The organism is Lysobacter sp. P5_B9 (assembly GCF_054049835.1).
Genome location: NZ_JBFULP010000001.1, coordinates 400,529 through 414,677, shown reverse-complemented (window position 1 = coordinate 414,677; position 14,149 = coordinate 400,529). Strand labels below are relative to the sequence as shown.

General features: G+C 65.2%; 10 protein-coding genes. 5 read left to right on the top strand and 5 right to left on the bottom strand.

The annotated features are described in order from the left end of the window. Positions 1 to 34 precede the first annotated feature (34 nt). On the bottom strand, positions 35 to 775 hold the full coding sequence (gene mtgA, locus ACXJJ9_RS01875; protein WP_457095582.1) for a monofunctional biosynthetic peptidoglycan transglycosylase: 741 nt from the start codon (positions 773 to 775) through the stop codon (positions 35 to 37). Positions 776 to 912: 137 nt separating this feature from the next. Between mtgA and hslO the strand changes: the two genes are divergently transcribed. The 4 genes from hslO to ACXJJ9_RS01855 all read left to right on the top strand — a co-directional run bounded on the left by hslO (position 913) and on the right by ACXJJ9_RS01855 (position 6,800). After that, positions 913 to 1,824 (top strand): Hsp33 family molecular chaperone HslO, encoded by a 912-nt coding sequence (gene hslO, locus ACXJJ9_RS01870; protein ID WP_457095581.1) that lies wholly within the window; start codon positions 913 to 915, stop codon positions 1,822 to 1,824. A gap of 143 nt (positions 1,825 to 1,967) precedes the next feature. Beyond that, a complete protein-coding gene (locus ACXJJ9_RS01865) occupies positions 1,968 to 2,789 on the top strand; it encodes an XOO1806 family protein (protein ID WP_457096137.1) in 822 nt (273 codons plus the stop codon). A gap of 255 nt (positions 2,790 to 3,044) precedes the next feature. Continuing rightward, on the top strand, positions 3,045 to 6,038 hold the full coding sequence (locus tag ACXJJ9_RS01860) for a TonB-dependent receptor domain-containing protein (RefSeq protein ID WP_457095580.1): 2,994 nt from the start codon (positions 3,045 to 3,047) through the stop codon (positions 6,036 to 6,038). Positions 6,039 to 6,146: 108 nt separating this feature from the next. After that, the gene (locus ACXJJ9_RS01855; protein WP_457095579.1) at positions 6,147 to 6,800 is read left to right on the top strand and encodes a TIGR02466 family protein; all 654 of its coding nucleotides are present in this window, start codon (positions 6,147 to 6,149) and stop codon (positions 6,798 to 6,800) included. Positions 6,801 to 6,832: 32 nt separating this feature from the next. Here the strand turns inward: ACXJJ9_RS01855 and ACXJJ9_RS01850 are convergent, their stop codons facing one another. From ACXJJ9_RS01850 to ACXJJ9_RS01835, 4 genes are read right to left on the bottom strand one after another with little or no spacing between them, the layout of a single operon-like run. Further along, on the bottom strand, positions 6,833 to 8,395 hold the full coding sequence (locus tag ACXJJ9_RS01850; protein WP_457095578.1) for a tetratricopeptide repeat-containing sulfotransferase family protein: 1,563 nt from the start codon (positions 8,393 to 8,395) through the stop codon (positions 6,833 to 6,835). After that, positions 8,395 to 8,982 (bottom strand): 2OG-Fe(II) oxygenase, encoded by a 588-nt coding sequence (locus tag ACXJJ9_RS01845; RefSeq protein ID WP_457095577.1) that lies wholly within the window; start codon positions 8,980 to 8,982, stop codon positions 8,395 to 8,397. The genes ACXJJ9_RS01850 and ACXJJ9_RS01845 overlap by 1 nt, the downstream gene beginning before the upstream one ends. Before the next feature lie 6 nt (positions 8,983 to 8,988). Beyond that, entirely contained in the window at positions 8,989 to 10,782 is a 1,794-nt protein-coding gene (locus ACXJJ9_RS01840; RefSeq protein ID WP_457095576.1) for a phosphoenolpyruvate carboxykinase (GTP), read from the bottom strand. 12 nt (positions 10,783 to 10,794) lie between these two features. Then, the gene (locus ACXJJ9_RS01835; RefSeq protein ID WP_457095575.1) at positions 10,795 to 11,391 is read right to left on the bottom strand and encodes a TetR/AcrR family transcriptional regulator; all 597 of its coding nucleotides are present in this window, start codon (positions 11,389 to 11,391) and stop codon (positions 10,795 to 10,797) included. 229 nt (positions 11,392 to 11,620) lie between these two features. Between ACXJJ9_RS01835 and ACXJJ9_RS01830 the strand changes: the two genes are divergently transcribed. Beyond that, entirely contained in the window at positions 11,621 to 14,089 is a 2,469-nt protein-coding gene (locus tag ACXJJ9_RS01830) for an acyl-CoA dehydrogenase (protein ID WP_457095574.1), read from the top strand. Positions 14,090 to 14,149 lie beyond the last annotated feature (60 nt).

The following is a 14,149-nucleotide window of genomic DNA, read 5'->3' as shown; positions in this document are numbered from 1 at the left end:
GAATGGTAACGGGCCCGGCGCCGCCCGTCGCGATTCAGTCAATTTGCCGCAGGAATTCCGGGCCGCCCATGTAGCGCATCTGCCGCTGGATGGCGCTGCTGCGCCGCTGCACGTAGGGACCCGGGCTCGCCAGGCTGTACCGGCGCGGATTCGGCAGCACTGCGGCCATGCTCGCGGCTTCGGCCGGCGTGAGCGTGTTGGCATCCTTGCCGAAATAGGTGCGCGCCGCGGCCTGCGCGCCGTACACGCCGTCGCCGAGTTCCACCGTGTTGGCATAGACCTCGATGATGCGGGCCTTGGGCCAAAGCGCCTCGATCAGCACCGTGTACCAGACCTCCAATCCCTTGCGCGCCCAGCGCGTGACGCCCTGCCCCTTCCACAGGAACAGGTTTTTCGCTGTCTGCTGGCTGATGGTGCTCGCGCCACGGATCCGCTTGACCGGCTTGTTGCGTTTGCGCGCACGTTCCTCGGCGCGCTCGTTGTGGGCGCGGGCCTTTTCGATCGCCTTGAAGTCGAAGCCGTTGTGCGTCGCGAAGTTCTGGTCTTCCGACGCGATCATCGCCAGCGGCACGTTGCGCGAGATCTCGTCGAGATCGCGCCAGTCGTAGGCGATGCGGAAGCCGAATTCGCCTGAGCCCCAGGCCTCGACCTCCCTGGCGGCCATGAATGCCGTGAACGGAGGATCGATGAAACGCAGCAGCAACACCTGCAGGACCGTGACGGCCACGAACATCAGCGGCAGCTTCCACAACCAGCCCCGCCAACGCTTTCGCACGGCCCTTGCCGTCACTTCGTTCCCCTGTCGACCTGCGTCTTGCACCCGGCTGCCCCCATCCCCATCTTGCGGTCATCCCCGCAAACCCTGGTGCGCATTATCGTGGATGACGCGCGCCTTACCGCATGAGCCCCCCAATGACGACCCCCACAGATCGTGACCAGCTGAGCCGTTTCCTGATCGAAGGCGCCGGGGTGCGCGGCGTGCGCGTGCACCTGCAGGACACCTGGCAGCAGATCCGCACGCGCGCCGCCAGCCTGGACCATGAAATCCCGGCGGCCGCGGCGGAACTGCTGGGTGAAGCCGCCGCCGCGGCCGCCCTTTTCACCGGACACGCCAAGGTCGACGGCCGGCTGTCGGTGCAGCTGCGGGGCCATGGCGCCTTGCGCACGCTGTTCGCCGAATGCACCGCCGCGGGCACGCTGCGCGGCATCGCGCAACTGGCCGACGAGGGCACCGTGTCCCGCGACCTGCGCGACCTGGGACCCGACGCGATGCTCGCCATCACCATCGAAAACCCTTCGCGCGATGGTCGCGAGCCCATGCGCTACCAGGGACTGGTCGCACTCGAGTCCGATTCGCTCGCCGGCGCCTTTGAAGACTATTTCCGCCGCTCGGAGCAGCTGCCCACCCGCCTCCTGCTGGCGGCGGACGAGACCGCTGCCGCAGGCCTGATGCTGCAGAAGTTGCCCGGCGACGCCGGCGACGACGACGGCTGGGCACGGGCCGGCGCGTTGTTCGAGACCCTGACCCCCCAGGAGTTGCTGGACTGGACCGATACCCAACTGGTGACCCGGTTGTTCCACGAGGACGGCGTCCAGTTGCTGGGCTCCAGGCCGCTGAGCTTTGCCTGCTCGTGCTCAAGGGAACGGGTGGAGGCTATGCTGACCTCGCTGGGCGCGGAGGAGGCCCACGCGGCCTTGGCCGACGGGGAGGCGCTCGTGCGTTGTGAGTTTTGCGGCCAGTCGTATCGGTTCAGTGGGGAGCAGATCACCGGACTTTTCGAGACCGGGTTGGAGGTTCAACCTGCCCCCGAACGGACCCAATAAGGGGCTTGCGACGCAACGCACAGATTGTTAAATAAGCATAAAGTAGCTATAGTCCTAGGCCCATAACGCGGGGAACTTCACCGACCGATTCCGGTCGTAACCACGCCATGAAAGCGCGCCTGTTCCAGCTGCCACTAGCCCTGCTGCTCGCCCTTGGCGTGGCTTCGGGCGTGCATGCGCAGGCCACGGGGCGCACCGATGCGACCCTGCTCCCGGTGTGGAACACCAACGGCAAGCTCGAAGCCGTCCTCCAGCTCGAACCCAGCACGATCCCGGTTGCCGGCGCCCGCTGGCGCGTGGGCGGCAATACCCTGGATGCCGCTTTCGGCGTCGCTGCCGGCGATACGCTGGGCCTGGTATGCGATCGCAAGAACGGGCTGTCCTCGGCGATAAGCAGCCTCGCCAACCACTGCATGCTTGCCACGCTCGACGGTGATGGCGATGGCAGCGGCGACCGGCAGTTCAGTGGCGGAGCCAGTCTGAGCCACGGCAGCGGCCGCGTGGGCCTGATCATGGGCACGGCACGCGACACCCTGCCCGCGTGGCTCAGCCCCAGCTACAAGACCGGCAAGCTCGACCAGAACAGTCTTACCCTCTACGGCCAGAAAAACGTCGGCCGCGAGGCAACCGTCTCCATTGGCGGCACCCTGGCCCGGGCCCGCCTGATCCCTGCGGACGACATCCCGTCCGAAGTAGCCGACCGCTGGACCAGCAAGACCTTCACGGTCGGCGCCGGGGTGGGCAATTTTGGCGCCAACATCATCGGCCGCGTCGTCGACACCCCCGGGGTCCCGGGCCAATGGGGCGGCCTTGGAGTGGGACTCACCTGGCGGACGCCCTGGAGCGGCCAGCTCACCGTCGGCGCCGAGAACATCGTGACCCGGGGCAAGAACCCCTTCGCTCCCAGTGGCAGCGACAAGGACGAGGGAACCGTTCCCTACGTCCGCTACGAGCAGGACCTCTAGTCCGCTCTCCGGCCGCCCCCCTTCCGGCGGCGTCTCCCTCGTTTTTGCTGCCCCCCCCTTCCGGCGGCCCTCTCCCTCGTTTTTGCCTTTGGAACCCGTCCGGGGACCATTCGTCGGCGCTTGTTAACGACACTTTAATTTTTCGGAGCAGCCGTCTACTATCCGGACGGCCTTGCCGGATTAGGTGTCTTCCTTGACTCCGCCGGGGAGGTTCCCATGGGAAACAAACCAAGACCGACTTGGAGAGAGAGAGAAATGACCCTTAAGACCAACAAGCTCCGCGACGCGATTTCGTTCGCTATCGCTGTGGGCGCCATCGCCGGAACCGGCTCTGCGTTCGCGCAGGAAGCCGCTCCGCCGGAAAAGAAGGAAGCCACCACCCTCGATCGCATCGAGGTGACTGGCTCGCGCATCAAGCGCACCGACATCGAGACCTCGCAGCCGGTGTTCTCGCTGAGCCGCGATGAAATCACCGCACAGGGCCTGACCTCGGTCGGCGACGTGATCCAGAACATCACGGCCAACGGTTCGACCCTCAACAGCACCTTCAACAACGGCGGCAACGGTGAAACCCGCGTCAGCCTGCGTAACCTCGGTTCGAACCGCACCCTGGTGCTGGTCAACGGCCGTCGTTGGGTCGGTGGTACCGGCCTGGGTGGCGCGGTCGACCTGAACACCATTCCGACCGCCGCGGTCGAGCGCATCGAAGTCCTGAAGGACGGCGCCTCGACGATTTACGGCTCCGACGCCATCGCCGGCGTGGTCAACGTGATCCTGCGCCAGAACTTCGAAGGCGCCGAAGCCAACGCTTACATCGGCCAGTTCGACAAGGGCGACGGCACCAAGCAGGCCTACGACTTCACCATCGGTTCGGCTTCCGACCGCTTCACCGCGATGATGGGCTTCGGCTGGGTCAAGGAAGAGCCGGTCATGGCTGGCGACCGCGACATCTCCAAGGAGCCGGTCGTCGGCACGGGCAACGCGTTCGGCAGCGGCACCTCGCCGGGCGGCCGCTTCGCGCTGTGCCCGGGTGGCTACAACAGCGCCACCAACCTTTGCAATGGCCCGCAGCGGAACTTCAACGGCGGCGCCGGCACCTTCACCTACGACGGCGGTCCGGACAGCGCGCCGCGTCCGTACGTCCCGGGCGTTGATGCGTACAACTTCGCCCCTGAGAACTACCTGCTGACCCCGCAGGAACGCCGCTCGGTGTTCGGCAATGCCTCGGTGGACATCACCGACGACATCCGCTTCAAGACCACCATCACCTACAACGAGCGCACGTCCGAGCAGCTGCTCGCCGCCATGCCGGTCGTTCTGGGTACCGCTCCGGGTGCCACTCCGCTGAGCCGTGCGGTCTTCATCAGCAAGGACAGCATCTACAACCCGTTCGGCCAGGACGTCTCGCGCATCAACCGCCGCTTCGTCGAAACCGGCGGCCGTTCGTTCAACCAGGACGTGCGTACGTTCGCGGTGGACGCCGGCTTCGAAGGCACGCTGAACTTCGGCGAGAAGTACTTCGACTGGGAAGCTGGTTACTTCCGCGGTGAGAACCAGGCCAACAACACCACCCAGGGCCTGATGAACGTCATCGCGCTGAAGCAGGCGCTCGGCCCGTCGTTCCGCGACGCTGCCGGCGTGGCTCACTGCGGTACCGCCACCGCTATCGTCGCCGGCTGCGTGCCGCTCGACCTGCTCGGCGGCGTTGGCAGCATCACCCCGGAAATGCTCGACTTCGTGTCGTTCACCGCGCACGACGAGTACAACTACCTGCAGAAGACCTACTACGCCAACGTCAGCGGCGAAGTGTTCGACATGCCGGCCGGCGCGCTGGGCTTCTCGTTCGGCCTCGAGCACCGCAGCGAATCCGGTTACGACTCGCCGGACGCGCTGATCGCTTCGGGCAACACCACCGGCAACGTGCGTACCCCCACCAAGGGCGGCTACTCGCTTGACGAGGCCTACCTCGAACTGGCCATCCCGGTGCTGGCCGACATGCCGTTCGCCAAGCTGCTCGACTTCAGCGTCGCCACCCGTTACTCGGACTACAGCAACTTCGGCGACACGCTGAACAGCAAGTTCGGTTTCCGCTGGAAGCCGATCGATGACCTGATGGTCCGCGGCAACTGGACCGAAGGCTTCCGCGCTCCGTCGATCGGTGAACTGTTCGCCGGCCAGGCCGACTCGTTCCCGACCCTGTCGGACCCCTGCAACGTCGCCAACTTCCAGAACCAGATCCCGGCGGCCAAGGCCCGGTGTATTGCCGAAGGCGTGCCGAACGGCGGTTACGTGCAGGACAGCTCGCAGATCCGCATCACCGTCGGCGGCAATCCTGACCTGCAGCCGGAAACGGCCGAGTCCACCACCTTCGGCGTGGTCTACAGCCCGAGCTTCGCGGAAGGCCTGGACATCTCGCTCGACTGGTGGAAGATCAAGCTAGAAGACCAGATCACCACGATCGGCGGTGCCAACATCATCCAGCAGTGCTTGGACTCCGGTGGTACGGGCCCGACTTGCGCGCTCTACTCGCGTAATCCGGCCGGCGACATCAACACCCTGCTGAACACCACGACCAACATCGGCGGCGCCAAGCTCGAAGGCTACGACATGACGGTCAGCTACCGCCTGCCGGAAACGGCGTGGGGTACCTTCAGCTTCGTGTGGGATACCACCTACCTGTCCAGCTTCGAACAGGACATCGATGGCGACGGCCGCTTCGGCGAAGACCAGCAGATCCTGCCGGCCATCGGCCAGCCGTTCAACTTCAACGAAGGCGGCAACCAGGTCGGCGAGTTCGCCCAGAACTCCAACTCGTGGCGCATCCGCTCCAACCTGGCCACGCGCTGGGAAATGGGTGATTTCGGCGCGAATTGGAACATCCGTTACTTCTCGGCTCAGAACGAGGGGTGCCAGAACTTCGAAGACTACGGCTACGCCTTCCTGTGCTCGGATCCTGACCGCTTCATCGGCCTGCCCAGCGACGACAACGGCAATGGCGTGTGGGACGGCGAGGCTGGTGGCGATTCCATCGTCGCTACGCCTGCTGCCGAGAACCACATCGGTGCGACGACCTACCACGACGTGAGCGCCTACTGGAACGCGCCGTGGAACGCGAAGATCACCGTGGGCGTCAACAACGTGTTCGACAAGGATCCGCCGGTTGCGCTGAATGCCTTCGCGAACTCGTTCGACCCGCAGTACGAAGTCCCGGGCCGCTTCTACTACATGCGTTACGCGCAGAAGTTCTGATCCAGCCCAGTTGTATGTTTGCCACTACGGCCCCGAAAGGGGCCGTAGTTTTTTGCGCAGTACACTAGCCCCGTTGCGCGGGAGCGCCGCGCCCAGGAATCGCCACGCATGCCACTTGAGATCAATCCGGTATTCGCCGTGCCGCTCGGCCAGGAAACCCTGCCCGATGCGCAATCCATCAATGCGGAACTGAAGGCGTTGCTGCTCGCACGCGAGTCGGAAGGGGACCGCTACGCCAACCCCAATCCTTCGCTGAAGCAGCACCAGGGCGTATTCGAGAGCGACTTCAACCTGTTCTCATGGCCGGAGCCGTGCGTGCAGCGCTTGCGCCAGTTCTGCTGGTCGGCGCTGGGCAAGCTGATCCAGGACCTCAACGGCTACAGCGCCGAGGATATGCAGCGCCTGCAGATCTTCTCGCACACCTGGTTCCACGTGACCCGGAACGGCGGATTCACCATCATGCACACCCACCCGATGGCATCCTGGTCGGGCGTCTACTGTGTGGCCGCCGGGGAGACGCCAGCGGACCGGCCTGAATCAGGGATCCTGCGGTTCCACAACCCGCACCACTACAGCAACTATTTCCTCGACCCCGGCAATGCACGGCTGCGCGCCCCGTACCACCATGGCACCTGGAGCGTCCGTTTCGAGGGGGGGCAGCTGGTGCTGTTCCCGTCATGGCTGCAGCATGAGGTCATGCCGTTCTACGGCAACGATGAACGCATCACTGTCGCCTTCAACTGCTGGTTCGGCATGAAATGACAGCCAGGCGGGGCCGGTCCGACCCTCGTCAGTCAGCGATACGGGGCCAGTCCTTCGATCAACGGCTGCAATTGTTGCTCGTACGGACTCCAGGCGGCCTTGCGGTTCTTGATGATCCCGCCGCGCATCTGCGGACTGCTCGCGGTGGCCACCGCGCCGGCTCCTTCCAGCGTCGTCGCCGCTGCGTCCCACGGCAGGCCGCAGAATTCGAGCACGCCACGCATCACGCCCTCGGGGTCCTCCACCAACGCGTCGTAGTGGACGTCGAGGATCCGGCCCGGCATCACCTTGTGCCAGTGGGCCATCAGCTGCCGGTACTGGCCATACCACTCCGCCAACTCCTGCTGGTCGTACGAGAACGTGTTCACGTCCGAAAACATCGTGCGCAGGTTGGAGAAGCACGTATCCAACGGGTCGCGAACCATGTGCAGGATCCGGGCCTGCGGCAGGGCCTTGGCGATGAAGCCTAGGTTGAGGAAGTTCGACGGCAGCTTTTCGGTCAGGTATGGCTTGCCCTTGGCCCGCCAGGCGGTCGCTTCATCGAAACGGCGCCCCACCAGGCCGTAATCGACGTTGGCCGCGCGCCGGACCAATTCGGCATCGACCACACCCTTGTTGCGGTAATCCGCCGCATAACGCATCTGCGTCGTGAACGAGTATGTCTCGCCGCCGTCCGCCACCATCGGATGGCCGCCCAGCAATTGCTCGAGCAGCGTGCTTCCGGAGCGGTGCATGCCGACGATGAACACCGGTACAAAAGTGGCCTCGGGCTGCGCGACGGGTTGCACGAATTGTTCGTCGGCCAACGCCATCAGGCCGTCATACATGCGGCGGGCATCGGTGCGGTCGTGCGGCGTCAGCTGGCGCTTGCAGCGGCAGCCCTGCTGCAGCGCCTGCCAGGAATCGGCATATCGACCCAGGTCATGGAGCTCGTTGTGCAGGGCGAACGCCAGGTATGCATCGCTTTCGCTGCCGCGCGGCACCCTGGGAATCAGGGCGCGCATGCGCTCGACATGATTGGCGTCTTCCGTCTGCTTGCGCAGGCGCGACAGCACCCAATGCGCCTGGGTGAGCCCGGGCGCCTTGGCGATGCTCAGCTCCAGCTCCCGTTCGGAGGCTTCCATGTCGCCGAAGAACATCTGTACGACTCCGCGGAAATAGCGGGTCTGCGGGTTGTTCGGTTCGCGAATGATCGCGAGATCGAGCATCTCCATCGCCAGGTCGTTGGCGCCGATCGTGCTGACCATCATGGCCAGGTCCGTCAGCCAGGTGGCCGAGCGGCGTTCACGCCAGCGCGAGTGCTCCACGCATTCGAGCAGCGCGACAGGCTCGTTGTACATGCGCAACGCACGCACCAGGGTGAGCACGGTCTCATCGCTGCCGGGGCGCCTGGCCAGCGCGCGCAAGGTGTAGTCGAGGCCGTCACGGTAACGGCCGAGCGAGAGCGCCATCCTCGATGCGCGCAGCATCGCCATCGCATGGCCCGGATCACGCGCCAGCACGTTGTCGTATTGCGCCAGTGCGGCGGCCCACTGCCCCTGGCGGGCGTAGGTTTCAGCCTTGTTCCAAAGCGCGGGCACCGTTTCTGCGTTCATCATGCCCCGCCGTTCGCGACGCGCTCGAACTTGATGGCGAAGGTGTAGCGCGGCGCATAGCAGATGCGGTTCGGCGGCCTTCCGACGTGCTTGATCGCGCCGTCAAAGATGACCAGCCTTCCCGGCTGGGGGCGCACCGCGCAGGCGATCTCGTCCTGCGCGTCATAGAACATCGTCTCGCCGCCCCACTCGAGGTCCCAGCGTTCGCACAGGTACCACAGCGCGGTCAGGTCGTGCTGGTCCGGCAGGCAGTCCGTATGCGTGAACAGCATGTCGCCGTAGCTCGCGACGTTGGTGTAGGCGCGATACGGACGATATCCAAACCCGGGCCCCGCGAAGCCACCCACGGCGAGGCGGGTAACTTCAAAAATCGGCTGGCGCATGAGCGCTTCGAGCTTGATTTCCGTGGCCCAGTGCTTGTGCTCGGCCGTCTCAGGCCGCGCGAACTCCGTGCGGGTGAACATCGCACGCGCCAGCCCCTGCACGTACTCGCCCACATTGGGCAGCAGCCCGTCGAACACCCGCAGCGGGCGGCCATCGATCAACAGCTCGCGACTGCTCGCGGGCGCGGCGGGGTTCGAGGTCATGGCTCGTCAGCTGGCCAGCGAACGGGCAATGCGCTGCTGTTCGTCGTGCAGTGCCTGCGGCATGCGCGGACCGTACTCGCCGAGGTATTCGCCGATGCTCTCGAACTCGGCACGCCAGCCGGCGTGGTCGAACCCGAACAGCTTGGCCTTCGCCTCATCGCTCAGGGCGATGCCATCGACATTGACGTCATCGAGGCTCGGCAAGTGGCCGATCGGCGTTTCGACCGCGCCAGCTTCGCCCTTCACGCGCTTGATCATCCATTCCAGCACGCGCAGGTTGTCGCCGAAGCCCGGCCAGAGGAACTTGCCGTCGTCGCCCTTGCGGAACCAGTTGACATGGAAGATCTTCGGCAGCTTCGCGCCATCCTGGTCGAACGACAGCCAGTGGCCGAAATAGTCGGCGAAGTTGTAACCGCAGAAGGGCTTCATCGCCATCGGATCGCGGCGCATCACGCCAACGGCACCCGTGGCCGCGGCAGTGGTTTCGGAACCCATCGCGGCACCCACCAGCACGCCGTGCGTCCAGTCGCGTGCTTCGAATACCAGCGGCACCAGCGACGCGCGCCGACCACCGAAGACGATCGCGCTGATCGGCACGCCCTGCGCATCTTCCGCGTGCGGCGAGTACGACGGGCACTGCTTCGCGCTCACGGTGAAACGCGAATTCGGATGCGCCGCCGGGGCGCCCTTGCTGAAATCGTAGTCATTTCCGCGCCAATCAATGACGGGCTTGCCCTGGCTCAATCCCTCCCACCAAGGCTGGTTGTCGGCAGTGGTGGCGACGTTGGTGAAGATCGTGTCGTGCGCGATGGTCTTCAGCGCATTCGGATTGGAATTGATCGAGGTACCCGGGGCGACACCGAAGAAGCCCGCCTCCGGATTGATCGCATAGAGGCGACCGTCGGAACCCGGGCGCATCCAGCAGATGTCGTCGCCGACGGTCCATACCTTCCAGCCGTCCTTGCGGTAGCCCTCCGGCGGGATGAGCATGGCGAGGTTGGTCTTGCCGCACGCGGACGGGAATGCCGCGGCGATGTAATGGGTTTCACCCTGCGGGCTTTCCAGGCCGAGGATCAGCATGTGCTCGGCGAGCCAGCCTTCGGCCTTGGCCTGGTGCGAGGCGATGCGCAGCGCATGGCACTTCTTGCCCAGCAGTGCGTTGCCGCCGTAGCCGGAACCGAATGACTTGATCGCCAGTTCTTCGGGGAAATGCATGATGTAGCGGCGGTTCGGGTCGAGCTCGCCAATCGAATGCAGGCCTTTCACGAACGAGCCTTCGCGCTCGATGCGCGCGAGGGCCGGCGCGCCCATGCGGGTCATGATGCGCATGTTGGCGACGACGTAGGGAGAGTCGGTAATCTCGACGCCGCAACGCGACAACGGCGAGTCGATCGGCCCCATGCAGTACGGAATGACGTACATGGTGCGGCCCTTCATGCAACCGGCGAACAGCGCATCCATCTTGGCGTGGCCATCGGCCGGCGACATCCAGTGGTTGTTGGGACCGGCATCTTCCTGCTGCGGCGTGCAGACGAAGGTCAGGTGCTCGACGCGGGCGACGTCGTCCGGATGGGAGCGATGCAGCCAGCTGCGCGGGTGGGTTTCGGGGTTCAGCGGGATCAGGGTGCCGTCGGCTTCCATCCGCGCGATGAGCGCGGCGTTCTCGGCGTCGCTGCCGTCGCACCAGTGGATCGCATCGGGTTGGGTCAGAGACGCTACTTGTGCAACCCAGTCGTTGAGCGCGGCAAGTTTGCTTCGTCCGGCATTTTCAGCCGGAGCGTTCTGCGACACATTGTTCATCGATGAAACCTTCTACGGATTGGGAATCAGGGTCACGGCCATGTGCTCGACATAGGCCTCGAATTCGTCGTGCTGCATCCGCGTCTGGTGCAGCTGCAGATTGAGCTGCAGGAAACCGACGTAGGCGGAGTACAGCAACTGGGCACGATGGCGTGCGTCGGTGCGCACAAGACCCGCCTGGCGGAACGAGGCGGTCAGGTAATCCAGGCGACGTTCGGACACACGACCGATCACCGGCTGCACCGCCGGGTGGTCCATCGCCTTGATCAGTTCGGAATAGACGACGTGCGACTTGTATTCGTGCGCCACCAGGTTGAAGAGCGCACGCAGGCGGGCACGTGGGTCGTTGATGGGCTCGAGCTCGCCGAACAACAACTCCTGTTCCATCTTCTCCCAACGCTCCAGCGCAGCGACCAGGAGGGCTTCGCGCGATGGGAAGTGCCAGTAGAAACTGCCCTTGGTAACACCCAGCCGGCGGGCGAGCGGCTCGACGGCGACGGCGGCCACCCCCTGCTCGGCTATGAGGTCCAAGGCGGCCGACGCCCAGTCATCGGCGCTGAGGCGGCCGGTGCGTTCCTTGGCGGCGTCGGGCTTGGTGGTGGTAGTCATGGCGGCAAGTTTAACCATACGGTGGCGACTGTGATAGTACGCACAGTCCCGAAACGGGGATGGCGGCGCGGTTGACAGTGCTCGCACGCCCGAAACATACTCGGCCGTATGTTACGCGTTTCATGCCACTGTTTGAATCCGCTCCCGCGCGGCAGCAGATCCAGGCACCCGGCGCGGAACGGACTACCCTTACCTCAGCCCGTCAACGCCACGTCGCGTCGGAGCCCACATGAGCATCGCCCTTCCCTTCCTCGCCCTGCTGGTCGTCGGCGCCGTTGCCGCGTACCACCGCCTGCGCCTCGTCGTCTGGGCCGCGGCCACGCTGACCGCCCTGATCGGCTGCCTGATGCTGGGAGCGAACATCACCGCGACCATCGTCGCCACGATCTTCGCCGCCCTGGTCGCGGTGCCCCTGCTGGTGCCGCAGATCCGCCTGCCCTTCATCACCCAGCCATTACTTGGCTTCTACACCAGGATCCTGCCCCCGCTGTCGGAAACCGAGCGCGTCGCCCTGGAAGCCGGCACGGTCGGCTGGGAAGGCCAGCTGTTCTCGGGCAAGCCCGACTGGGACGTGCTGTTCGACCAGCCCAGGCCAGAGCTTCGCCCGGATGAGCAGGCCTTCCTCGACGGTCCGGTCGAAGAGGTCTGCCGCATGACCAACGACTGGCAGATCACCCACGTCAACGCGGACCTGACCCCGGAGATCTGGGATTACATCAAGCGCAACAAGTTCTTCGGCATGATCGTGCCGAAGGAATATGGCGGCCTGGGCTTCACCGCACTGGGCAACCACAAGGTGATCCAGAAGCTGGCCACCGTCTCGACCGTGCTCAGTTCCACCGTCGGCGTGCCCAACTCGCTGGGCCCGGCCGAGCTGCTGTTGCACTACGGCAGCAAGGAACAGAAGGATTACTACCTGCCGCGCCTGGCCGACGGCCGCGAAGTACCGTGCTTCGGCCTCACCGGCCCGTGGGCGGGTTCGGATGCGACGTCGATCCCCGACTTCGGCATCGTCACCATGGGCGAGTGGAACGGGGCACGCGTGGTCGGCGTGAAGCTCACCTTCGACAAGCGCTACATCACCCTCGCCCCGGTCGCGACCCTGATCGGCCTGGCGTTCCGCATGTACGACCCGGACGGACTCATCGGCGACAAGCGCGACATCGGCATCACCCTGGCGTTGTTGCCGCGCGACACGCCCGGCGTGGAAATCGGCCGCCGCCACTTCCCGCTCAACTCGCCGTTCCAGAACGGCCCGATCCATGGCAAGGAAGTCTTCATCCCGCTCAGCCAGTTGATCGGCGGCGAGGCATTTGCCGGCAAGGGCTGGCAGATGCTGGTCGAATGCCTGTCGATCGGCCGCTCCATCACCCTGCCCTCCACCGCCAGCGGCGGCGCCAAGTTCGGCGCCGTCGTCACCGGAGCGTATGCACGCATCCGCAAGCAGTTCGGCCTCTCCGTCGGCCGCTTCGAAGGCGTGGAGGAGGCCCTCGCCCGCATCGGCGGCAAGGCCTACGCGATCAGCGCGCTGTCGGAAGCCGCGGCCGCCGCCGTCACGCGCGGTGAGTTGCCGGCGGTGCCGTCGACGATCGCCAAGTACCACTGCACCGAGATGGCGCGGGAAGTCGCCACCGACGTGATGGATATCCACGGTGGCAAGGGCATCATCCTCGGCCCGAAGAACTACGCGGGCCGCAACTGGCAGGCGTTGCCGATCATGATCACGGTGGAGGGCGCGAACATCATGACGCGCTCGCTGATGATCTTCGGCCAGGGCGCGATCCTCTGCCATCCATGGGTGCTCAAGGAAATGAAGGCCGCGGGCCTGTCGGATCCGGAAGAGCGCCTGACCGAATTCGACGCGAACCTGTTCGGCCATGTCGGCTTCGCCTTCTCCAATGCCGTGCGCAGCTGGTGGTACGGCTTCACCGGTGCGCGCATCGGCAAGGCCCCGGGTGACAAGTACACCCGCCGCTACTACCGCAAGCTCAACCGCTATTCGGCGGCGCTGGCACTGGCAGCGGACACGTCGATGCTGCTGCTCGGCGGCAAGCTGAAGTTCAAGGAATCGCTGTCGGGCCGCCTGGGTGACGTGCTGAGCCAGCTCTACATCGCCAGCGCCATGCTCAAGCGCTACGAGGACCAGGGCCGTCCGGTGTCCGACCAGCCGCTGCTGGCGTGGGCTTTCCACGATGCCGTCAACAAGATCGAAACCGCATTTTCCGCGGCGCTGCGCAATTTCCCGGTGCGGCCGGTCAGTTACCTGCTGTGGGCGCTGATCTTCCCCTGGGGTCGCCGTGCGCAGGCACCGAGCGACCGCCTCGGCCACAAGATCGCCTCGCTGCTGATGTCGCCCAACGAGGCGCGCGACCGCCTTGCCACCGGCACCTTCCTGACGCCCTGCGCCAACAATCCGGCCGGCCGCATCAACAGCTACCTGCCCAAGGTGATCCTGGCCGAACCGGTGGAGCGCAAGTTCCTCAAGGCACTGAAGAACAGCGACATCGAGGCGCTGGATTTCGCCTCCCAGCTCGACGAAGGCGTGCGCGAAGGCTGGATTACCGCCGACGAGCGCAAGCAACTGGAAGAACTGCGGGAGATGACGATCGATGTGATCAGCGTCGACGACTTCGATGCAGAGGAACTGCGCTCCGCCGGCTATCGTCGCGAGAATTACGACAGTCGCGCCGCGGCCTGATCCAGCCAGTCAATCGCACAGGACGGCGGGCCAGGCCCGCCGTCTTCCTTTCCGGAGTCA